The sequence below is a fragment of the Actinomadura montaniterrae genome, assembly GCF_008923365.1.
Taxonomy (GTDB): Bacteria; Actinomycetota; Actinomycetes; order Streptosporangiales; family Streptosporangiaceae; genus Spirillospora; species Spirillospora montaniterrae.
Genome location: NZ_WBMR01000165.1, coordinates 1 through 20,702, shown reverse-complemented (window position 1 = coordinate 20,702; position 20,702 = coordinate 1). Strand labels below are relative to the sequence as shown.

General features: G+C 73.7%; 20 protein-coding genes. 12 read left to right on the top strand and 8 right to left on the bottom strand.

Annotated features, from left to right (window positions below; translation table 11 throughout):
* The 5 genes from F9B16_RS36970 to F9B16_RS36950 form a co-directional block, all read left to right on the top strand.
* Positions 1-1,055, top strand: a 1,055-nt coding sequence (locus tag F9B16_RS36970; protein WP_225992272.1) for a peptidoglycan-binding protein, incomplete at its 5' end; no start/stop codon positions are given.
* Entirely contained in the window at positions 1,052-1,750 is a 699-nt protein-coding gene (locus F9B16_RS36965) for an ABC transporter ATP-binding protein (protein ID WP_151544874.1), read from the top strand. The genes F9B16_RS36970 and F9B16_RS36965, both read left to right, overlap by 4 nt.
* Entirely contained in the window at positions 1,747-2,952 is a 1,206-nt protein-coding gene (locus F9B16_RS36960; protein ID WP_151544873.1) for an ABC transporter permease, read from the top strand. The genes F9B16_RS36965 and F9B16_RS36960 overlap by 4 nt, the downstream gene beginning before the upstream one ends.
* 43 nt (positions 2,953-2,995) lie before the next feature.
* Positions 2,996-3,655, top strand: coding sequence for a TetR/AcrR family transcriptional regulator (locus tag F9B16_RS36955; protein ID WP_151544872.1), 660 nt, complete (start codon positions 2,996-2,998; stop codon positions 3,653-3,655).
* Complete coding sequence (locus tag F9B16_RS36950) at positions 3,652-4,059, top strand: hypothetical protein (protein WP_151544871.1); 408 nt, start codon at positions 3,652-3,654, stop codon at positions 4,057-4,059. The genes F9B16_RS36955 and F9B16_RS36950 overlap by 4 nt, the downstream gene beginning before the upstream one ends.
* Positions 4,060-4,101: 42 nt before the next feature.
* Here the strand turns inward: F9B16_RS36950 and F9B16_RS36945 are convergent, their stop codons facing one another.
* Genes F9B16_RS36945 through F9B16_RS36935 form a run of 3 tightly spaced genes read right to left on the bottom strand, consistent with a single transcriptional unit; the run spans position 4,102 to position 7,701 of the window.
* Complete coding sequence (locus F9B16_RS36945; RefSeq protein WP_225992271.1) at positions 4,102-5,904, bottom strand: choline/carnitine O-acyltransferase; 1,803 nt, start codon at positions 5,902-5,904, stop codon at positions 4,102-4,104.
* A 54-nt stretch (positions 5,905-5,958) separates the two neighbouring features.
* Complete coding sequence (locus tag F9B16_RS36940) at positions 5,959-6,771, bottom strand: class I SAM-dependent methyltransferase (protein ID WP_151544869.1); 813 nt, start codon at positions 6,769-6,771, stop codon at positions 5,959-5,961.
* Between the two features lie 45 nt (positions 6,772-6,816).
* Entirely contained in the window at positions 6,817-7,701 is an 885-nt protein-coding gene (locus F9B16_RS36935; RefSeq protein WP_151544868.1) for a HalD/BesD family halogenase, read from the bottom strand.
* Between the two features lie 281 nt (positions 7,702-7,982).
* Here F9B16_RS36935 and F9B16_RS36930 point away from each other — a divergent pair, with 281 nt between their 5' ends.
* From F9B16_RS36930 to F9B16_RS36920, 3 genes are read left to right on the top strand one after another with little or no spacing between them, the layout of a single operon-like run.
* Positions 7,983-9,785 carry a serine/threonine-protein kinase gene (locus F9B16_RS36930; protein ID WP_151544867.1) on the top strand — a complete coding sequence of 601 codons (1,803 nt, stop codon included), beginning with the start codon at positions 7,983-7,985 and terminating at the stop codon, positions 9,783-9,785.
* 45 nt (positions 9,786-9,830) lie between these two features.
* Positions 9,831-10,337, top strand: coding sequence for an MSMEG_6728 family protein (locus tag F9B16_RS36925; RefSeq protein ID WP_151544866.1), 507 nt, complete (start codon positions 9,831-9,833; stop codon positions 10,335-10,337).
* 49 nt (positions 10,338-10,386) lie between these two features.
* On the top strand, positions 10,387-11,643 hold the full coding sequence (locus tag F9B16_RS36920) for a PP2C family protein-serine/threonine phosphatase (protein ID WP_151544865.1): 1,257 nt from the start codon (positions 10,387-10,389) through the stop codon (positions 11,641-11,643).
* Positions 11,644-11,667: 24 nt separating this feature from the next.
* On the opposite strand, the gene F9B16_RS36915 is transcribed toward F9B16_RS36920, so the two are convergent.
* From F9B16_RS36915 to F9B16_RS36900, 4 genes are all read right to left on the bottom strand, one after another.
* Entirely contained in the window at positions 11,668-12,723 is a 1,056-nt protein-coding gene (locus tag F9B16_RS36915) for an alpha/beta hydrolase (RefSeq protein WP_151544864.1), read from the bottom strand.
* A 338-nt stretch (positions 12,724-13,061) separates the two neighbouring features.
* The gene (locus F9B16_RS36910; RefSeq protein WP_151544863.1) at positions 13,062-14,591 is read right to left on the bottom strand and encodes a hypothetical protein; all 1,530 of its coding nucleotides are present in this window, start codon (positions 14,589-14,591) and stop codon (positions 13,062-13,064) included.
* Positions 14,588-14,884, bottom strand: coding sequence for a hypothetical protein (locus F9B16_RS36905; RefSeq protein ID WP_151544862.1), 297 nt, complete (start codon positions 14,882-14,884; stop codon positions 14,588-14,590). The genes F9B16_RS36910 and F9B16_RS36905 overlap by 4 nt, the downstream gene beginning before the upstream one ends.
* Positions 14,885-14,994: 110 nt before the next feature.
* On the bottom strand, positions 14,995-15,282 hold the full coding sequence (locus tag F9B16_RS36900; RefSeq protein ID WP_151544861.1) for a hypothetical protein: 288 nt from the start codon (positions 15,280-15,282) through the stop codon (positions 14,995-14,997).
* 271 nt (positions 15,283-15,553) lie between these two features.
* On the opposite strand from F9B16_RS36900, the gene F9B16_RS36895 reads away from it, so the two are divergent.
* Both F9B16_RS36895 and F9B16_RS36890 read left to right on the top strand, forming a co-directional pair.
* On the top strand, positions 15,554-16,090 hold the full coding sequence (locus F9B16_RS36895) for a ferritin-like domain-containing protein (RefSeq protein ID WP_151544860.1): 537 nt from the start codon (positions 15,554-15,556) through the stop codon (positions 16,088-16,090).
* Between the two features lie 51 nt (positions 16,091-16,141).
* Positions 16,142-17,110 (top strand): TIGR03557 family F420-dependent LLM class oxidoreductase, encoded by a 969-nt coding sequence (locus tag F9B16_RS36890; RefSeq protein WP_151544859.1) that lies wholly within the window; start codon positions 16,142-16,144, stop codon positions 17,108-17,110.
* 6 nt (positions 17,111-17,116) lie between these two features.
* Here the strand turns inward: F9B16_RS36890 and F9B16_RS36885 are convergent, their stop codons facing one another.
* Positions 17,117-18,130 (bottom strand): Lrp/AsnC family transcriptional regulator, encoded by a 1,014-nt coding sequence (locus F9B16_RS36885; protein ID WP_225992270.1) that lies wholly within the window; start codon positions 18,128-18,130, stop codon positions 17,117-17,119.
* Between the two features lie 114 nt (positions 18,131-18,244).
* On the opposite strand from F9B16_RS36885, the gene F9B16_RS36880 reads away from it, so the two are divergent.
* Together F9B16_RS36880 and F9B16_RS36875 are read left to right on the top strand one after the other, a co-directional pair.
* Positions 18,245-19,738, top strand: a complete 1,494-nt coding sequence (locus F9B16_RS36880) for an MFS transporter (protein ID WP_151544858.1) — start codon at positions 18,245-18,247, stop codon at positions 19,736-19,738.
* Positions 19,739-19,808: 70 nt separating this feature from the next.
* Positions 19,809-20,702, top strand: an 894-nt coding sequence (locus F9B16_RS36875) for a serine/threonine-protein kinase (RefSeq protein ID WP_151544857.1), incomplete at its 3' end; no start/stop codon positions are given.

Genomic DNA, 20,702 nt, shown 5'->3' with positions numbered 1-20,702 from the left:
GGCGGGCGGCGCTCGCGGCGGCGGCCGCCGTGGCCGTCGCCGGCGGTGCCGCCGCCGTCGCGCTGAACACCGGCGGCGGCTCCGGCGAGGACCGGGCGGCGGGCCTGCCGCCGAACACGACGCAGGTCACGCGGCAGACGCTGAAGGACGAGCAGACCGAGGACGGTTCGCTCGGCTACGGCCCGACCTACACCGCGACGAGCCGGCTGCAGGGCACGCTGACCAAGGTTCCGGAGAGCGGCGACGTCATCAAGCGGGGGCAGGAGCTGTACGAGGTGGACGGCGATCCGGTGGTCCTGATGTACGGGTCGAAACCGGCGTACCGTCCGCTGCGGATCGGCACGGAAGGGTCGGACGTCGAGCGGTTCGAGAAGAACCTGAAAGCGCTCGGCTATGACGGGTTCACCGTCGACAAGGAGTACACGTCCGACACCGCGGAGGCCGTCGAGGAATGGCAGGACGACCTCGGTCTCGAGGAGACCGGGACGGTCGAATTGGGCCGGGTGGTGTTCGCGCCGGAGCCCGTCCGGATCGACAGCCTGCAGGCGAATGCCGGAGATCCGACGGCCCCCGGCCGGAAGGTGCTCACCTACACCGGCACCGACAAGGCCGTCACCGTCGAGCTGGAGACGACCGACCAGCGGATGGCCCGCAAGGGCGCCGCGGTCGACGTCGCGCTCCCCGACGACACGACGGTGACCGGGAAGATCGACGAGGTCTCCACGGTGATCCAGCCGGGCCAGGGGCAGGACGACGACCCGTCCACGAAGGTGGAGGTGACGATCTGGCTGCGGTCGTCGAAGGCGCGCAAGGCCGCGGCGAAGTACGCGCTCGCCGCCGTCGACGTCACGTTCACCGCGGGCACCCGCAAGGACGTGCTGACGGTCCCCGTCACCGCGCTGGTCGCGCTGTCGGAGGGCGGCTTCGGCGTCGAGGTGGTGAAGGGCTCGACGTCGTCGTACGTCCCGGTGAAGACGGGGCTGTTCGCGGACGGGCGGGTCGAGGTGTCCGGCGCGGGCATCGCCGAGGGCACCGCCGTGGGGGTCCCGAAATGATCGAGCTGCGCGAGGTGACCAAGGAGTACCCGGGCGGCGTCCGGGCGCTCGGCGGGGTGTCGCTGCACGTCGGCGCCGGGGAGCTGGCCGCGATCGTCGGGCCGTCGGGGTCGGGGAAGTCGACCATGCTGAACGTCCTCGGCACCCTGGACCGGCCGACGTCCGGGACCGTCCGCATCGACGGGCACGACGTCGGCCGGCTGTCGGACGCGGCGCTGTCGGCGCTGCGGGCGAGCCGGATCGGGTTCGTGTTCCAGCAGTTCCATCTCGCGGCGGGCACCCGCGCGCTCGACAACGTCGCCGACGGGCTCCTGTACTCGGGGCTGCGGCCGGCGGCGCGGCGGCGCCGGGCGGCGGACGCGCTGGAGCGGGTCGGGCTCGCGCACCGGATGCACCACGAGCCGCACGAGCTGTCGGGCGGCGAGCGGCAGCGCGTGGCGATCGCCCGGGCCGTCGCGGGGGAGCCCGCGCTGCTGCTGGCGGACGAGCCGACGGGCGCGCTGGACTCGGCGTCCGGGGACGGGGTGATGGCGCTGCTGCGCGAGCTGCACGCGTCCGGCACCACCGTCGTGATCATCACGCACGACCGGGAGATCGCGGCGGGGCTGCCGCGCCGGGTCCGGATGCGGGACGGCCTGGTGGTCGAGGACTCGGCGCTGCCCGCGCGGGCCGAGCCGGCGGAGGCGGCGCGATGACCGCGGCGGTGCTGCGGCCGGCCCGGCTCGGGCCGGGCGACGTGGTGAAGGTCGGCGCGGTCGGGCTGCGGACGCGGCCGATGCGGGCGTTCCTGTCCGCGCTCGGCATCGCGATCGGGATCGCGGCGATGGTCGCGGTCGTCGGGGTGTCGTCGTCGTCGCGCGCCGACCTCGACCGCGCGCTCGCGGCGCTCGGCACGAACCTGCTCACGGTCACGCCCGGCAGCACGCTGACGGGCGGGCAGGCGCAGCTCCCGCTGGAGGCCGAGCAGATGGTCGCGGGGATCGGGCCGGTCGAGGAGGTGTCGGCGATCGGCCTGCTGGACGGGGCGAAGGTGTACCGGAACGGGAAGATCCCGGAGTCGCAGACCAACGGGCTGGCCGCCTACGCGGCCCGCACGGACCTGCGCGCGGCGACGGGTGCGCGGCTGCGCAGCGGGGTGTGGCTGAACGCGGCGACGCAGGACTTCCCGGCGGTGGTGCTCGGCTCGTCGGCCGCGGACCGGCTCGGCATCGGGCACGCCGGGACGGACGTGCAGGTGCTGGTCGGCGGCAAGTGGTTCACGGTGGTCGGCATCCTCGATCCGGCGCCGCTCGCGCCGGAGCTGGACACGGCCGCGCTGGTCGGCTGGCCGGCGGCGCAGCAGCGGCTCGGCTTCGACGGCCACGCGACGACGATCTACACGCGGTCGCGGGACGCGAGCGTCGAGCAGGTCCGGGACGTGCTCGGCGCGACCGCGAACCCGGAGGCGCCGAACGAGGTGCAGGTGTCGCGGCCGTCGGACGCGCTCGCCGCGAAGAAGGCGGCGGGGGAGGCGTTCACCGGGCTGCTGCTCGGCGTCGGCGCGGTGGCGCTGCTGGTCGGCGGGGTCGGGGTGGCCAACACGATGGTCATCTCGGTGCTGGAGCGGCGGGCGGAGATCGGGCTGCGGCGCTCGCTCGGCGCGACCCGGGGCCAGATCCGCACCCAGTTCCTCGCGGAGTCGCTGCTGCTGTCGGCGCTCGGCGGGCTCGGCGGCGCCGCGATCGGCGCGCTGGTCACCGGCGGCTACGCCGTCTACCAGGGGTGGCCGGTCGTGATCCCGGCCTGGGCGGTGCTCGGCGGCGTCGCCGCGACGCTGGTGATCGGCGCGGTCGCGGGGCTGTACCCGGCGATCCGGGCGTCCCGCCTGTCGCCGACGGAGGCGCTCGCGGCCCCCTGATCGCGGTTGACATAGCGAGCACTATCTGAATATCGTTTGCTATATGGATAGCGAAGACGATGAGAAACCGAGGCGGCTGACCCGCGCCGAGGCCAAGGCGCGCACCCGGCGCCGGCTGCTGGACGCGGCGGCGCGCGTCTTCGCCCGCAAGGGGTACGCGGGGGCGTCGGTCGAGGAGATCGCCGAGGCGGCGGGCTACTCGATCGGCGCCCTGTACTCCAACTTCGGCGGCAAGGAGGAGCTGTTCCTCGAGCTGGTCGCCGACGGCGCCCGGGCGCGGGTCGAGCGCGGCCGGCAGACCCTCGACGCCGTGCAGGACGGCACCGAGGACCCCGAGTCGGCGCTCGGCCGGTTCTTCATGGAGGCCGCCGACAAGGACGACGACCTGCCCCTCCTGCAGGCCGAGCTGTGGCTCTACGCCATGCGGAACCCGCAGCTCAGGGAGCCGCTGGCCGCCGCGCAACGGGAGCCGCGCGCGGCCCTCGAAGGGCTCATGGAACCGGTCCTGGCGCGCGTCGGCGCGTCCGGCGCCGTCCCCGCCTCCGACGTCGCCACGGTCGCGAGCGCGATGTTCCAGGGCCTGCTGCGGCAGCGCCGCCTCGACCCGCCGAGCGTGCCGGACGACCTGCTCCGCCAGGCCATGCGCTGGCTGTTCGTCGGCATCGCCCACACCTCCGACCCGCTGCCCGAGGAGCCGTCGTGACCCGCCAGGACCTTCCCCTGCCCCGCCGCGCCACCGCCCTCGCGGGCCCCCGCTCCGTCCGGCGCGCGTACCTCGTGGCCGGTCTGGCCATGGGCGCCGTCTGGGCCTGGAACGCGGGCCAGCCCGTGTGGGAACACGCCCTCAAGTTCGGGCTGCTGCTCTTCGTCGGCGTGCCGCTGCTGCACCTCGTCCAGAAGCGCCGCGCGGCGGGTCGCCCGCGGACAGGGCCGCGGCTGTCGCTCGGCCGCGCGGTCGCCGCCAAGGCCGTGCTCCTCGCCGCCGCGCTGCTCGCCTCGTACCTGCTGCGGTCGACGCCCCACGGCGACCTCTACGTCGCCGCCGGCCTGGCCGCCGCCATCGCCGGCATCGGCCCGCTCCTGCACCGCCACCTCGTCGCCCGCTGACCCCGGGCGGGCGCCCGCGCGGGGGCGCCCGCCCGGCGCGGGCTACCCGGCGAGGAGGTCCTGCAGTTCGCGGACGGCCTCGCGGAGCCGGTCGGCGAAGTCGTACATCGCGCCCGCGACCGGCTCCGGCGTGCTCAGGTACAGGTTGAACCGGTCGGGCAGCAGCACGTACGCGACGCCGATGCACTGCTCGCTCGTCGACCCGAACCCGAAGTACCGGATGTTCACCGACGGCGCCGAGCTGGTGCTCAGGTAGTCGTCGCGCATCGTCGTCCAGCCGGGCGAGTCGAACAGCGCCAGGTGCTCGGTGACGCCGAGCTCCTCGCCGCGCCGCTTCTGGATCAGCTGCAGCTCCCACAGGTGCTGCTCGGGCGCCCGGCCCGCCTGGCAGTCCTTGGCGCGCCGGACGTGCGCCTCGGCGGCGGCGCGGAACGCGGCGCGGCGCGTGTCGGGGCCCGCCTCCGGATCGTCCATCGCCGCGACGAACCGCAGCACCTCCGGGGTGACGACTCGCATCGCCTCGGTGCGCCCGTTGCGGTACTGCCGGGTCGCGATCGACTCGTAGGTGGCGCCGGTGAGGCCCTTCGCCCGCTTGTGCGCGAGCTGGTACGCCATCTGGACGAACGCGTCCGGCGACGTCTTCAGTGCCTTGGCGCGCTCGGAGCCGAAGTCGTCGAACGACACGCAGGTGGTGGCGGTCGCGGCGGCGTACGCGGCGAACGCGGCGGCGGCGTCCCGGACGTCGGCGCGCAGCGCGTCGTCCAGCACGAACTCGATCGCCTCGACCACCGGCAGGCCCTGCGACCGGGCCCCGGACCGCTGCGCGTGCGCCTCGGGGGACGCGCCGAGCAGCGCGTCCACGAAGCTGAGGATCGTGGTGCCGTCCAGCCCGCAGTGCTCCACGTTGATGCCGGCGGTGCCGTCGGCGAAGACGACCAGCGAGACGGCCTTGTCGAACCAGCGGTTGCCGCTGTCGCCGTGCAGCAGGTTGTCGCACGCCTCCAGGTCGTTCCTCGGCGCGACGTCCTCCAGGCAGACGCAGAACAGCGCGGTCTCGATGTCGTCGAGCGCCCGCGCGTTGGCGGGGTCGGCGGCGAGCAGCGCCTCCCGGCTCGCCGCCCACTCGGCGCGCGCCTTGGTGGTGAGGTGCCCGGCGGACGGCTCCGGCGCGGGCTCCGCCTTCATGATCGTGCCGAGGCCGGCGACCAGCTCGTCCAGCGCGTGCGGGACGCCGTCCGGGCCGATCACGTCCATCCGGATGATGTTGCCGCGGTAGAACACCACGATGTGCTTGGCCTGCGACGGGCCGGGCCATTCGGCGCTGTAGGGGGCGCGGACGGTGTCCTGCTCGGCGCCCGGGATGCGCGTGGTGGAGAACAGGAACTTGTTCTGCTCCATCGACAGCGGCGCGCCGCGCTGCAGGACGGGCGGGACCCGCTCGGCGTCCAGCTGCAGCTTGTAGTCCAGCGCCCCGGCGATCAGCCCGGCGGCGCGCTCCAGCTGCCGCTCCCCGGTGTCCTGGAACAGGAAGAAGAAGTTCGCGTTCAACGCGATCCGGTCGCGCCGCCCGAGGTAGCGGTACGGCCAGAACGTGTCGAGCCAGCTGCGCACGCCGGGCTCCGCGTCGTAGCGCTCGAGCGCGGCGTGCAGGGCGCGGCCCGGGCCGTCCGGACGGGCGAACGCCTCCACCGCCGCGCGCGTCTCCGCGAGCTCCGCCTCCGTCAGCAGCGGCGCGCACCACTCCAGGAACCGGTCGCAGGTCTCGTCGAGCGCGGGCAGCGGCACGCGGGGCAGCGCGTCCTCGTTGCCGAAGGTCCGGTCCGACGGTTCAGGGGTGGCGTTCACTTCGTCCCTCGTTCTCCATGCCCGGGCGCTCCGCACGCCCGGGGCCATCGGTGTTCATTCCCCGCGGGGGCGGGAGACGTACAGGCCGGCGTAGAGCCAGCCGCCGTCCTCGACGCCGGACGGGTCGACGCCGGCGTCCGCCAGCCTGTCCAGCACGAGCGCCTGCTCCTCGTCCGTCGCGAACCGCCGCTGCCGGAACAGGCCGTCGCGGCGGACGGTCTCGTAGCCCGCCGCCGCGAGCGTCTCGGCGATCGGGTCGAAGGGGAACATGCGCAGGATGAAGTGCGCCATCCACGGTCGGCGGCCGCCCGCCGCCTCGACGACCCGCGCGATGGTCCGCTCGGTGACGTAACCGAGGCAGCCGGTGGAAATGACCAGATCGGCGCGGGACAGCCGCGCGGCCTGCTCGCCGGTCGGATCGCCGCTCTCCAGGTCGGCGTGTACGGCGGCGTCCAGGAAACCGGCGTCGAGCGCATAGGAAAGCGCGTTCTCGGACGCGTCGAGACCGACGAAACGGACGCGATTCGCACGTTCACGGGAACGGACCAGCTCACGGTCGCGGGACAGGAGCGCGGCGCGGGTCAGCGGTTCGGCGTCGCGGCCGCCGTAGCGATCGTACAGCTCCGCCATCGTCACGCCGTATTTCAGCAGCGCCGCGTTGATGCCGTACGAGCAGCCGATGTCCACGACCGTCGGAACCGGCACGCCGCGGGCCTCCCGGTATTCCGCGATGAGCCCGGAGAAGTGCGGCTTCGCCAGTTCCGGGATGTTGTAGTCGAGGCCGCGCAGAGTGCCGAAGTAGGCGCGCGGGTCGGGCTCGGTGTAGATGTGGTCGAGCGAGATCTTTCCGGTCGTGTCGACGCGCACGTCGGGTCCTTCCTGGCGAAGGCGGGTGGGCCGGGATTCCTCGCTTCAGTCGAGCAGCGCGTCCACCCGGACGGCGCGTCCCTCCGCCGCCAGGTGCTCGGGCAGCACCCGGCCGAACAGCTGCCGGGTGCGCTCGACGCTGCCGACCACGCCGGGCCGCTCGCTGTAGGCGAGGATCGCGGTGTGCCGCGCGACGTCCCCGCGCACCTCGCTGACCCGGTGCAGGGAGTAGCGCCCCTTGAAGAGCTGCAGGTCACCGGGGCGCAGCACCAGCCGCCGCACCAGGTGCGCGCCGCGCCCGGTGAGGACGTCGCGGACGGCGGCGAAGTTCTCGTCCGCCGCGGACCGGATGTTCGGGCAGTACTCGAAGACGCCGCCGTCCCGGGGGAGCTGCGTCAGCAGGCTCACCGTGAACTCGTTGGTGTCGAAATGCCACGGGTGCTCCATGCCGGGGCTCACGACGTTCAGGCACAGCCCGGACAGCGGGTCGCCCAGTTCGTGGACGCGCGGCAGGCCGAAGCACGCGGCCACGAACCGCTGGAAAAGCGGGTCCGAATAGAGCCGGTGGACGATCAGGTCGCGCGGGATGAGGTCGCGCGCCACGAACGCGTTCCCGCGCTCGACGGTGATACGGCCCGGATGGCCGTCGGGCAGCGGCGTGCCGATGTCGATGTTGTAGGCGTTCACCGTTTCGACGTCGTAATGAGCGTTCGGCGCGATGGCGGCGCATTCCGTCCGCAGCCGCTCCTGCAATGCGCCGCGAATGAAGTCCGGAAGCACGCAGCACCCGGAATTCGCCAGCTCCTCCCGGACCCGGGAAACGACGGCCGTCCAGCCGGCGCCGTCCGGTTCGTCCAGCGGATAGAGATCGGTGTCGACCAGTTCCGTGCCTGCCGCCCGGCCGGCGGCCCGAGCCTCCACTGCGCCCATCAAGATCCTTCCGCGTGGCGAACCCCATCCGGGTTTTAGCACAATCCCCGTGCACATTCATGACCGCGCTTTCCCGGCGGCTTTGTCAGAATTCGATAAGCCCGGTCGGTGACCTGTGGCTTCGAACGGTCCACTGCCCGCACCGGCACACTGTCCGGTGTGTCCCATATCACCTGTCGATCGAGACCGGCCCGGACCTTCCCCGGTCCGAACCTTCGCCCGGGTGACGGCGTCTCCGACGGTTGGGACACTGGTCCACTACTTCACCCCCGGGAGGGCGCATGGCGGACTGGCGGCTGACGGGCTTCGTCGAGGAACGCGAGCTCGGCCGCGGCGCGCAGGGCCGCGTCGTGCTGGCCCGGCACGCCGAGACCGGCGCACCCGTCGCGATCAAGTACCTGGCCGGCGGCGACCCGGCGGCCGTCGCCGGGCTGCGCGCCGAGGCGCAGATGCTCGGGCGGCTGACCAGCCCGTACGTCGCACGGCTGTTCCGCTTCGTGGAGAGCGCCGAGGGCTCGGCGATCGTGATGGAGGCGGTCAACGGCGCGTCGCTGAAGGCGGTGCTGGCCGAGCACGGCAGGCTCGCGCCGGAGGCGGCGCTGCTGGTGCTGAAGGGGTCGCTGCTCGGGCTGGCCGCCGCGCACGCCGTCGGGGTCGTCCACCGCGACTACAAGCCCGCGAACGTGGTCGTCCGGCCGGACGGGCTGAGCAAGCTCGTCGACTTCGGCGTGGCCGTGCTGGCCGGCGAGGGCTCGGCCGCCGGGACGCCCGCCTACATGGCGCCGGAGCAGTGGCGCGGCGAGGCCGCCACCCCCGCCACCGACGTGTACGCCGCGACCTGCGTGTTCGTCGAGTGCGTGACGGGGCGGCGGCCGTTCGCGGCCGGGGAGCGCGTCGCGCTGATGAACCAGCACCTCACCGCCGAGGCCGACATGGGGGACGTCCCCGAGCGGCTGCGCCCGCTGGTGGTGAAGGGGCTCGCGAAGCAGGCGGGGGACCGTCCGCCCGGCGCCGCCGCGTTCGTCGGCGAGCTCGAGTCGGCCGCCGTCGCCGCCTACGGGCCGGACTGGGAGCAGCGGGGCGTCCGGGCGCTCGCGGCGGCGGCCGTGGCGCTGGCGGCCCTGTTCCCGCTCGGCGCGCTCGCGGTCGCTCCGGGCGCCGCCGCCACCGGCGCGGGCGCCGCCGGTACGGCCGGTACCGCCGGTGCCGCCGGGACAGGCGGTGGCGTGTCCGCCAGTGCGGGATCCACGGGCGCGGCCGTCAGCAAGGGCTTCCTCGCCACCGCCGCAGGCAAGGGCGCGCTCGCGGCCGCGGGCGTCGCCGTCGTCGCCGCCGCGGCGGGCGGCGCCGTCTACGCGACGAAGGACTCCACCAAGAAGGCCCCGCAGGACCACCCCCGCCTTGTCCTGGCCGCCCAGAACCAGACGATCCCCGGCACGTCGATCAAGGTCGACGGCGCGAAGTACGCCACGGTCAGCGGCCTGCACGACGCGGCCCTCCAGCGCCGCGTCAACGCCGAGCTGCGCGCCCCGCTCGACGAGCTGATCGCGCTGGCGAAGGACAGCCGCAGGCAGGTCGCGTGCGGCAGTACCCCGACCACCGTGACGGTCCAAACCCGCGTGGGGCTCAACGGGCCGCGGCTGGTGTCGGTCCGGTACTTCCAGATGTCCGACTGGTGCCGGCAGGCCGACGGGTCGCCCGGCGGCGAGGTCGTCACCGTCGACCTGCGCACCGGCCGCCGGGTCACCGCGTCCGACGTGTTCCGCCCCGGCACGCTCACCGCCGCCGGGCTGGGGACGCTGAAGTCCCGGCTCGTCCAGCGGGACGGGCGCACGCCGATCTCCGACTGCCCGGCCAGCGCCCCCTGGAAGCCCGCCGACTTCCAGCCGGCCCCGGCCGAGGGCCTGTACAAGGGTGCCTCGAAGACCCCGCCGCACCTGAGCGCCTACCTCACCCCGTCCGACTTCCAGCTCGCCTGGTTCGGCTCCGGCAGCGACGGCTGCGGCAACCTCGACTTCGGCGCCCCCTACGCCAAGATCCGCGACCTGCTGAAGCCCGAGTTCGCCGCCCTCCTGCCGAAGTGACGCGCCTGCCGACGTGACGCGCGGGGCACCGGGTACGGGAGGGAGGTGCAGACGTTCCTGCCGTACCCGGACTTCGCCGCCACCGCCCGCGTCCTCGACCCGCGGCGGCTCGGCAAGCAGCGGGTGGAGGCGCTCCAGGTGTTCCGCGCCCTCACCGTCCCCGGGTACGGCTGGCAGCGCCATCCCGCGGTGCTCATGTGGACGGGCTACGAGGAGGCGGTCGTCCGCTACGGCCTGGAGATCTGCGCGCGCTGGCGGGCGCTCGGGCGCGCCGACACCTGCGCCGCCGCGATGACCGCCGAACTCGCCGCCGGAGGCGGCCCCGCGCGGGCACGCGACCAGGCGGCGCTCGCCCGCGCCGATCAGCTGCCGCCGTGGCTCGGCGAGCCCGCGTTCCACCTCAGCCACCGCTCCGCGCTCGTCCGCAAGGACCCCGCCCATTACGGCCCGCTCTTCCCGGACGTCCCCGACGATCTCCCCTACGTCTGGCCGCGCTCGGACCGCGGCCGCACCGGGCGTCCCGGGGGTCATAGCGGGGCGGATGCGGGGTAGGGCCTGACCTGGAGAGGGCTCGGGCAGGGCCTGGACCCGGAGGTGGGCGATGAACGCCGATGGACGGCCGGACGGCCGGCCCCGCGGCGAGCGGCTGCTGCGCGACCTGGTGGCCGCCAGCCACGTGATCTCGCTGGAGCAGATGCCCGGCCTGGTCGCCGAGCACGCCGCGCGCGTCGGCCTCGCCGACGTGCGGATCTACGTGGTGGACCTCCAGCAGCAGGTGCTGCGGCTGCTCACCGGCCGCGGCGGCGACGCCGGCCGGCGGTCCGCCGACGAACCGGAGGAGCTTCGCGTCGAGGGCACCCTCGCCGGCCGCGCCTACCAGAACGTGGAGAAGGTCACGGGGCACCCCGTGGAGGGCGGCGGCCGCCACCTCTGGGTCCCGGTCCTGGACGGCTCGGAGCGGATCGGCGTCCTGCGCGCCACCGTCGCCCCCGGCGACGAGGAGGCCGCGGCCGACGCCGAGCACCTCGCCGGCCTGGTCGCGCTGCTGGTCGTCAGCAAGGGCCCGTCCAGCGACTCGCTCGCCCGGCTGGTGCGGACCCGCGACATGACCGTGTCCGCGGAGATGCAGTGGCGGCTGCTGCCGCCGATGACGTTCGCCAACGACGCGATGGTGATCGGCGCGGCGCTGGAGCCGGCCTACAAGCTCGGCGGCGACACCTTCGACTACGGCCTCGCGGGCGACACCGTCCACCTCGCCGTGTTCGACGCGATGGGCCACGACACCTCGTCCGGCATCACCGCGAACCTCGCGGTCGCGGCGCACCGCAACAGCCGGCTGCAGGGCGCCGGCCTGGTGGAGAGCGGCCGCGCCATCGAGGAGGTGCTGATCGAGGAGGACGAGTCGGGCCGGTTCGTCACCGCGGTCCTCGCCGAGCTCGACACCCGGACGGGCGTGCTGTCGTGGATCTCGCACGGCCACCCGGCGCCGGTGGTGATCCGCGGCGGCCGCTGGGTGACGTCGCTGGACTGCGAGCCCGGCCATCCGCTCGGCACCGATCTCGGCGTCGCGCCGGCGGTCTGCCGGGAGCAGCTCGAACCCGGCGACCGGCTGCTGCTCTACACCGACGGCATCGTGGAGGCGCGCGACCCGAACAAGGAGGAGTTCGGGCTCGTCCGGTTCGTCGACTTCATCATCCGCCGCAACGCCGACGGGCTGCCGGTCCCCGAGACGCTGCGCCGGCTGATCCACAGCATCCTGGTGCACCACGAGGGCCGGCTCGACGACGACGCGACCGTCCTGCTGCTGGAGTGGCGCGGCTCCGCGGGCATCCGGCGCGCCGCCCCCGACGCGGGCTGACCCGCGCCGGGAGCGTGCGACCGGTCACGACGCGCCGAGGGCGCGCATCAGCATCGGGTAGGCGTCGTGGAGGTCCCGCTGCCAGTACGGCCAGGAGTGCTGGCCGTCGAAGAAGCGGGTGGTGACGGGGACGCCGAGGGCGTCCAGCCGGTCGGCGAAGGCGTGCGAGACGTCGTTCGCCGCGGCCTCGACGGGGTCGGTGAACGGGAGCCCGCCGAGCGATCCGGCCTTGCCGTTCCCGCTGGCCACGTACAGGCGGACGCCCGCGAGGCGGCCGGCGAGGTCGGTCGGGTTGTGCGCGTGCCAGATCGCGGCCTGCGCGTCGGGCTCGCCCCAGACGCGCCGCCAGTCGGTGCCGGGGCAGGAGAAGGACGGCCCCCAGCCGATCGAGTCGTCGCCCGGCTTGTAGCCGTAGAGGGTGTCGACGTAGCCGCTGAAGGCGGCGGCCGCGGCGAACGTCCCGGGGAAGCGCGCCGCGTACAGCATCGCGCCGAGGCCGCCCATGGAATTGCCGGCGACGGCACTGCGGGAGTTCGCCCGGTAGTCGTTCTGCAGGAGGGTGCGGAGCTCCTTCATATGGAAGGTCTCCCATTCGGGGGATCCGCCGTTCCCGTAGTTCCACCAGTCGGAGTAATTGCCGCAGCTGCCGCCTTCCGGCATGACGACGATGACGGGGGAATGGGCGGTGAGATCGGCGACGTCGGTATCGCGCGTCCAGGCGGTGTAGCCGTCGACGCCGCCGTGCAGCAGCCACAGGGTGGGCCATGTGCGGCCGGCGTCCCTGGACCATCCGGGCGGGACGAGGAGGCGCACCTTCTCCTGCGCGCCCATCGCCGGGGACTGGACGGTGAGGTCGATGGTCCGCGGCGCGACGGTCGTCTCCGCGACCACCTTCGCGCCGGTCGCGGTGCCGGTCACGGCGGTCGCGGCGCTGCTCGCGGCGGTCGCCGCGGCGGCGTGAGGGGCGGCGGGGACGGCGGTGGCGAGCGCGGCGGCGAGGACGAGGGGAAGCAGCAGGGCGAGGGGCCCCGGCCCTGCGACGGGGGTGGAGCGTCGGAGCAATGCGGGCCTTCCGGGCATGCCGGCGGGGTGGGCCGGCCGGAAAAGGGGGAGCGCCGTGGTAACGGCGAATGCGCGCAGCGCGGCGAAGGGCGGGTCGCGCTCCCGCCGGCTGCCTTCGGGCCGTTGTCCGGCCCGGTACCGATGTGCGTCCGAGATTGGGGGATTCTGCTACTTACTCCGAGTAGATTCCCGTTTCAGGCACGTTCCAAGCGTCCTCGGAGAATCGCGGAGAAGATTGTTTCCGTACGAGCGTCGCGCCGGGCTCCCTTTCGGGCGCCCGGCGCGTGCGGTGTTCTTTGAGGTGCGGTGTTCTCGATGCGCGTGTTCGGGATGCGCGTGTTCTTCGATGTGCGGGATCAGGTCTCCGGTACCGGCTCGGCGGAGGGGCCGTTCACGTACTTGACGGCCATCCGCACCGCCCCGCGCAGCATCCGGAACAGGATCAGCGCCAGGCCCAGCAGCGGCAGCACCAGCAGCACGATCTGCAGGCCGGACGCGATCAGCTGCAGCGCGCCGGCGCCGTGCGCGGCCTCGGCGGCCAGCCCCTGGATCTTCCGCCAGTCCATCCGGATCAGCCCGGGCACCTGCGTGGAGATCAGGCCGAGCTGGAACAGCATCACCGGGACGATGACCAGCACCCACATCGTGACGAAGATCTGCGGCCAGCGCTTCAGGTCGTTCAGCCGGGTGTCGGCGCGGCGCAGCAGCAGCGCGCGCCGCAGGATGGGCCCGATGTACTTGAACAGGTCGGGGACGCCGACGAGGTCGGACATGATGTAGTAGCCGTCGAAGCGCAGCGTCGGCAGCAGCTGCTGCAGGATCTCGAGGTTGACGTACAGCACGGCGACGAGCAGCGGCTCGAACCCCGTCTTCAGGTACGCCAGCGTCAGCGCGACGACGAAGATGCCGTTGAAGTAGACGCCGGCGAGGTCGGCGCGCAGCCGTCCGAGCCGTCCGAGCCGGTACGACTCGGTGATGTCGGTGTAGAACGCGGGCCAGACCAGGTAGATGCCGCAGCCCATCACGCCGGGCCGGACGCCCCCGTACCGGCAGGCGGCGGCGTGCCCGATCTCGTGGAACGCGCACGACGCCACCCCGAGGCCCATGATCAGCAGGATGCTGACCGGGGCGAGGATGGTGTGCTGCAGCGCCGCGCTCATCGACCGGGTGGTCAGCACCCAGGTCTCCGCGGAGACGACGGCGACCAGCGCGAGCACCAGCGCGACGGGCCGGAACAGCCAGCCGAACAGGCCCGCGACGAACCAGGTGACCGACTCGGGGAACACCGCGATCCGGAACCGGAGCCCGAGGAACGGGTCGGCCTTCACCACGGGCGGGGCGGTGCCGTCGCTGTAGGTGGTGACGCCGAGCGGCGCGAGCTTGCGGTCGGCGAGGTAGACGACCTGCTCGCCGGTGAGCCGGGCGCCGGCCTCCTGGGAGACCGCGTCGGCGACCCGGTCCAGGGCCGTCTCGATGTCGGTGGTGCGGGCGAGGTCGCGGTGCTCGTGCAGCGCCTTGGCGACCAGGAACAGCAGCGGCGGGAGCCGGACGAGCTGCCGGTTCGGCAGGCAGACGAGCTGGGGCGGTTCGCGGTAGCCGGAGTTCTTGAACTCGCCGACGAGCTCCACGCCGTCGGCGAGGACCGGCAGGGTGAGGGACGCGCCGGGCTGCGCCGTCGCCACGGTCGGCGCGCCGCCGCCGGCCGCCCCCGCGCCCGCCTGCTGCGTCGTGCTCGCCTGCTGCGTCGTGCCCGCCTGCTGTGCGGTGGCGGGCTGCTGGGCGGCCGCCGGCTGCTTGCCCGCCGGACGCGCCGTGCCCGCCGGCCGGGCGGTGGCTTTCGAGGCCGCTCGTGCCGGGGAGGCGGCCTTGCGGTGTGCTCCGCTCATGCGCCGTGGTGGTGGACCACGACCGGGACGCAGGTCGTCGTCGTGTAGCCGGGCTCGGCGAACAGGCCGGTGCCGAGCAGGCCGGGCGTGCCGGTCGAGTGCGTGTACTGGCACGCGTAGGCGACCTCGCCGTCGGCGCCGCCGGACCCGCCGTCGTTGATGTTGATGTTCTTGTTGCCGTTGTCGCCGCCGCCGGAGAGCAGGGTCGACAGCACGGCCCGCTCCGGCAGCACCTCGCCCGACAGCCGGTCGAGTTCGTCGTAGCTGAACGTGTGAGGGTTGGTCTGGCTCATCGGTCGCCTAACAGGTCGTCACAGATATCCCGGAAAAGGGGGGAAGGGCCGGCGGGAGAACGCCAGCCCTTCCCCAGCGGGCCGGAGCCCGCGTAACGCGTCGATTCGGATCAGTGACCCGAGACCACCGAGCTGCCGGCGCAGGTGAACGACGAGTTGGGGTTCTCGGAGCTGAGACCCAGCGCGCCGATGAGGCCGCCCTGCGAGTGGTTGATGTTGCTCTGGCAGTTCGGGACGACCGCGGTCGTGCCGCCGTCGTGGCCGCCGCCGTGGTTGAAGTTGAGGTTCTCGTTGTCGTTGTCGCTGCCGCCACCGACGAGAAGGGTGGACAGCACGGCCCGCTCCGGCAGAACCTCGCCGGCCAGCTTGTCCAGCTCGGTGTAGCTGAAGGACTTCATGTGGTTCCTTTTCTTCCTTGTCACGCCCGGATCTCAAGGTGGAGCCCGGATGTCCCTTTCCCGCCACAGGTCGAGGCGAGATAGCTCTACGTATAGCACGCGTGACTGACCGTGTCCAAGTAGGCGTTCGGTCACTCAGGGTGTCGCGTCTCCATCTCGCGACCCTTCCGTCACCGCCGCCGTACCGGCGCATTGCCGTCCGGTCCTCGCAGGCATGGAGATCGGGGACGGGGTAGGGGAAGAAGCATCCGCGCTGACCAGGAGGAGAGACATGGCAGACAACAGTTTCAGCATCGACGTGGCGCAGATCCGGGAACGCGCCCGGCAGAAGATGACCGACGGCCCGGTGACGTCCGGTTACAAGCGCAGCCCGGACGAGGTCATAGGCGTCCTCAACGACGTGCTCGCCACCGAGATCGTCTGCTGGATGCGTTACTCGCAGCACGCGATCAGCGCGACCGGCATCGACCGCGCGCAGGTCGCGGCCGAGTTCACCGAGCACGCCGACGAGGAGCGCGACCACGCGATGCGCGCCGCGGAGCGGATCAGCCAGCTCGGCGGTGACCCCGACTTCAACCCCGAGACGCTGGCGACGCGGGCGCACACCACCTACGAGACGTTCGACGACAACGACCTCAAGGGCATGCTGCAGGAGAACCTCGTCGCCGAGCGGATCGTCATCGAGTCCTACCAGGAGATCATCCGGTGGCTCGGCGACGGGGACGTGACCACCCGCCGCCTCATGGAGGACATCCTCGCCGAGGAGGAGGACCACGCCGACGACATCATGGACCTGCTCGGCAACTGATTCCGGGGCGTCGCGGCGATTGGGCGCGCTCCCGCGGGTACCGGAGCCGTCATGGAATTCGGATACACCCTGCTCTGCGAGCAGACACCGCCCAAACAGCTCGTCACCGACCTCGTCGAGGCGGAGGACGCCGGCTTCGACTACTCCGTCATCTCCGACCACTACTTCCCGTGGCTGGAGGCGCAGGGGCACTCGGCCTACGCGTGGTCGGTGCTCGGCGCCCTCGCCCAGGCGACGCACCGCATCCCGCTGATGACGTTCGTGACCTGCCCGATCATGCGGTACCACCCGGCGGTGGTGGCGCAGAAGGCCGCCACCGTGGGGATCCTGTCGGACGGGCGGTTCACGCTCGGGCTCGGCGCGGGCGAGAACCTGAACGAGCACGTCGTGGGGCGCGGCTGGCCGTCGGTGGACGTCCGGCACGAGATGTTCGCCGAGGCCGTCGAGATCATCAAGGCGCTGTTCTCCGGCGACTACGTCAACTACGAGGGCAAGCACTTCCGCGTCGACTCCGCGAAGCTGTGGGACGTGCCGGACCGGCGCGTCCCGATCGGGATGGCCGCGTTCGGGCCGCGGGCGGGGCGGCTGGCCGCGCAGCACGCCGACCTGCTCATCTCCGACCAGCCTGTCGGCGAGGTGGTGAGCCTCTTCCACCGGGAGGGCGGCGGGGGCAAGCCCGTCTACGGGCAGATCCCGGTCGCCTACGGGCAGGACTATGAGGAGTGCAAGCAGCGGGCGCACCGCTACTGGAAGTTCTCGGCGCCCGCCTGGAAGGTGATGGCGGAGCTTCCGGGGACGGTGAACTTCGAGGCGGCGGCCGAGACCGTCCGCCCGGACGACGTCGCCGAGTCGGTGCCGTGCGGCGACAACGTGGAGGACTACCTCCAGGCCGTCCAGCAGTGGAAGGACGCGGGGTTCACGCACATCGCGTTCTGCCAGAGCGGACCGGACCACCAGAAGGACTTCCGCACCTGGGCGGAGGGCGACCTCCTCCCGGCGCTGCGGGAGCGCTTCGGCTGACAGGCCTCACCCAGCTCCGGCCGGGCCCGGTCTCCGTGCGGTGCGGAAGGCCGGGTCCAGGACGGTGCCGGCGCGCTTGACGTTCCGGACGATCGGCGCGGTCTCGACGTGCCGGACCGCCGTCAGCGCGGCGACCCGTTCGGTGAGGTACCGGTAGAGGTGGCGGGAGTCGCGGCACACGACCTGCACGGCGAGGTTCGTCGGGCCGGTGGTGGCCGCAGCGAAGACGACCTCGGGATGCTCGGCGAGCGCCCGCCCGGTGGCGGCGAGGTCGGCGGGCGGCACGCTCGTCCAGAGCCGCGCCGCCGTGTGCAGGCCCACGTAGCGGAGGTCGAACTCGGCGTAGAAGTGCAGGACGCCGGTGGCCTGGAGGCGGTCGAGGCGGCGGCCGACGGTGGACGGCGACCAGCCGGTCGCGGCGGCGAGTTCGGCGTGCCCGGCCCGGCCGTCCCGGGCGAGGACGTCCAGGAGCCGCTGGTCGCCGGGGCCGAGCGGCGGGACGTCGCCGGCCTCGGGCACCGGTGCCGGGGCGAGGGCGCGGACCTGCCGCGGCGTGAGCGCGCTGAGGCCGCGGAGCCGGTTCGGCGAGCCGTAGTAGGTGTGCAGGACGGAGTGGGCGGCGATGTCGACGATCCGGGCGCTGCGCGGGAGCCGCTCGAGCAGGTACTGCTCGCTCTCGTCCTGGCTGCGGGCGCGGGCGATGCACAGCACCTCGGTGCCGCCGGAGACGATCTGGACCCACGCGGTGTCGGGGCGCCGCGCGAGGGTCGCGGCGACGTTCTCGGCGGCGCCCGGCGCGCAGCGGAGCCGCAGCAGCCACCGGCCGTGCCCGGCGTGGTCGGCGGGCGGGACGGCGACGATCCGCAGCAGGTCGCGGGTCCGCAGCCGCCGGTAGCGGCGGGCGACGGTCTGGTCGGAGACGCCGAGCACCTCCGCGATGCGGCTGAACGAGGCCCGGCCGTCCAGCTGGAGGGCGTGGATCAGCCGCCGGTCGAGGTCGTCCGCTTCATGGATTTCCACCAGCACAGGGTAGAAGATGTCGAAAACTTGGAGATTCGCCGTCTCTGAGTGGTTTCTTGGCGTTCCTCGCGTGATCGTTGCCGGGACACGACGGACGATCGCGAAGGACGAGAGATGGGCAAGTGGTGGCCCCTGACGGCCGTGTGCCTCGGGGCGTTCATGCTGCTGGTGGACGTCAACATCGTCACGGTGGCGCTGCCGGACCTGGCGGCGGGCCTGGGGGCGTCGTACTCCTCGCTGCAGTGGGTGATGGACGTCTACGCGCTGGTGCTCGCGGCGCTGCTGATGGGCGCGGGCGCGCTCGCCGACCGGGCCGGGCGGCGCCGGGTGTACGTGGGCGGGCTGGTGCTGTTCGCGCTGGCGTCGCTGGCCTGCGGGTTCGCGCCGGACGCCGCGGTGCTGCTCGCGGCGCGGGCGGTCCAGGGCGCCGGCGCGGCGATGATGTTCGCGACGACGGTCGCGCTGGTCACCGCGTCCTATGACGGCCGCGACCGGGCCGTGGCGTTCGGCGTCTGGGGCGCGGTCAACGGAGCCGCCGCCGGGGCCGGGCCGGTGCTCGGCGGGCTGGTGACGCAGGCCTTCGGCTGGCGGTGGATCTTCCTGCTGAACCTGCCGGTCAGCGTGCTCGCGGTGGCGCTGACGCTGCGCGTGGTGGCCGAGTCGCGCGACCCGGCGGCGCGCCGGATCGACGTGCCGGGGGTCGCGCTGTTCGCCGCGGCCGCCGGCGCGGTGACCTACGCGCTGACGCGGGCGGGGGACGCGGGCTGGACCTCCGCCGCGACGCTCGGGTGGCTCGCCGTGGGGGCCGCCGCGCTGGCGGCGTTCGCGGCCGTCGAGCTGCGCTCGCCGCACCCGCTCCTGGACCTGCGGCTGTTCCGCGCGCCGGGCTTCACCGGGATCATGATCGCCTCCCTGGCGATGTCGGGGACGGCGTTCGGGTACCTGCTCTACACCTCGCTGTGGCTGCAGTCGGTGGCCGGGCTGAGCGCGACCGGCGCCGGGCTCGCGATCCTGCCGATGAGCGGGACGGCGTTCGCCGCGTCCTGGCTGACCGGGCGGTTCCTGCACGCGGTCCCGCCGCGGCTGACCGTCGGCGTCGGGCTGCTCCTCGTCGGCGCCGGGACGCTGGGCCAGTCGGTGCTCGACGCCGGGTCGGGCTGGGCCGCGCTCGTTCCCGGGTTCGCGCTCACCGGCGCGGGCGTCGGGATCGCGCTCCCGAACGTCACGGCGGCGGCGACGGCCGCGGTGCCGCCCGAGCGGGTCGGGAGCGCGGCCGGGGCGGTCAGCGCGCTGCGGCAGCTCGGCTTCGCCCTGGGGATCGCGGTGCTCGGCAGCGTCTTCCACGCCGCGCTGGAACGTTCCCTCGACGGCGCGGTCCCGGACCCGTCCGGCGCCGCCCGGGCGATCTCCGGCGGGCACGCCGCGCAGGCGCCCGCCGCTGCCGTCGCGTCGGCCTTCGCCTCCGCGCTCGACGCCGCCACGGCGACGGCCGGGGTGATCGCGATCGCCGCCGGACTCGCGGTGCTCGTCCTGGCGCGCCCGCCGTCCCCGCCGCGGCGGCCGGTGAGGCGACCGCGTCCGCGCGGTGACCGGCGCGCACTCCGGTGATCACGGGGCGCGATGATCCAATATGGTGGCGTCACACCCCCCGCCCCCCATGCTCCAGGAGTCAGCTCCCATGCCGGAAGCCGAGCCGCTGGCACCAGACGACCCGCAGGTCGTAGGCCCCTACCGGCCGGCAGGCCGGCTCGGCATGGGCGGCCAGGGCGTGGTCTACCTCGCGCACGACGCCGCCGGGACGCCCGTCGCGGTGAAGGTGCTGCGGGCCGAGATCGCGGCCGAGCCGCGGGTCCGCGAGCGGTTCACCAAGGAGATCGCGAACGCGCGCCGCGTCGACCCGTTCTGCATCGCCCAGGTCCTGGACGCCTCCCTGGACGGGCCGCGCCCCTACATCGTCACCGAGTACGTCGAGGGCCCGTCGCTCCAGCAGGCCGGGCGGCGGGACGGCGCGGCCCTGCGGCGGCTCGCCGTCGCGACCGCGACCGCGCTCGCGGCGATCCACGAGGCCGGCGTCGTGCACCGCGACTTCAAGCCGTCCAACGTCCTGCTCGGCCCGGACGGCCCGCGGGTCATCGACTTCGGCATCGCGCGCGACACCGAGGCCCCGCTCACGCTGACGAGCAGCATCATCGGCACCCCCGCCTACATGGCGCCCGAGCAGTTCGCCGGGGAGGCGGCCGGCCCGCCGGTGGACGTGTTCGCCTGGGGCTCGGTGATCGCGTTCGCCGCCACCGGGCGGCCGCCGTTCGGCGCGGACACCTTCCCGGCCATCATGCACCGCGTCCTGCAGCGCGAGCCCGACCTCGGTGAACTGCCCGAGCCGCTGCGCGCGACCGTCGCCGCCTGCCTGGCGAAGGACCCGGCGCGGCGGCCGACGATGCGGACCGTCCTGCTGCGGCTGCTCGGCGCGCCGGCCGAGGAGACCGCGCCGTCCGCGCCGCCGCCACCGCCCGTCCCGCAGGCGCCCGCACCGCCCATGCCCACGCCGCCCATGCCCACGCCGCCCGTGCCC

Coding starts and splice junctions, on each gene's coding strand:
- F9B16_RS36965 (WP_151544874.1), top strand. CDS start 1,052: ATGATCGAGCTGCGCGAGGTGACCAAGGAGTACCCGGGCGGCGTCCGG.
- F9B16_RS36960 (WP_151544873.1), top strand. CDS start 1,747: ATGACCGCGGCGGTGCTGCGGCCGGCCCGGCTCGGGCCGGGCGACGTG.
- F9B16_RS36955 (WP_151544872.1), top strand. CDS start 2,996: ATGGATAGCGAAGACGATGAGAAACCGAGGCGGCTGACCCGCGCCGAG.
- F9B16_RS36935 (WP_151544868.1), bottom strand. CDS start 7,701: ATGGGCGCAGTGGAGGCTCGGGCCGCCGGCCGGGCGGCAGGCACGGAA.
- F9B16_RS36930 (WP_151544867.1), top strand. CDS start 7,983: ATGGCGGACTGGCGGCTGACGGGCTTCGTCGAGGAACGCGAGCTCGGC.
- F9B16_RS36920 (WP_151544865.1), top strand. CDS start 10,387: ATGAACGCCGATGGACGGCCGGACGGCCGGCCCCGCGGCGAGCGGCTG.
- F9B16_RS36915 (WP_151544864.1), bottom strand. CDS start 12,723: ATGCCCGGAAGGCCCGCATTGCTCCGACGCTCCACCCCCGTCGCAGGG.
- F9B16_RS36910 (WP_151544863.1), bottom strand. CDS start 14,591: ATGAGCGGAGCACACCGCAAGGCCGCCTCCCCGGCACGAGCGGCCTCG.
- F9B16_RS36905 (WP_151544862.1), bottom strand. CDS start 14,884: ATGAGCCAGACCAACCCTCACACGTTCAGCTACGACGAACTCGACCGG.
- F9B16_RS36900 (WP_151544861.1), bottom strand. CDS start 15,282: ATGAAGTCCTTCAGCTACACCGAGCTGGACAAGCTGGCCGGCGAGGTT.
- F9B16_RS36895 (WP_151544860.1), top strand. CDS start 15,554: ATGGCAGACAACAGTTTCAGCATCGACGTGGCGCAGATCCGGGAACGC.
- F9B16_RS36890 (WP_151544859.1), top strand. CDS start 16,142: ATGGAATTCGGATACACCCTGCTCTGCGAGCAGACACCGCCCAAACAG.
- F9B16_RS36880 (WP_151544858.1), top strand. CDS start 18,245: ATGGGCAAGTGGTGGCCCCTGACGGCCGTGTGCCTCGGGGCGTTCATG.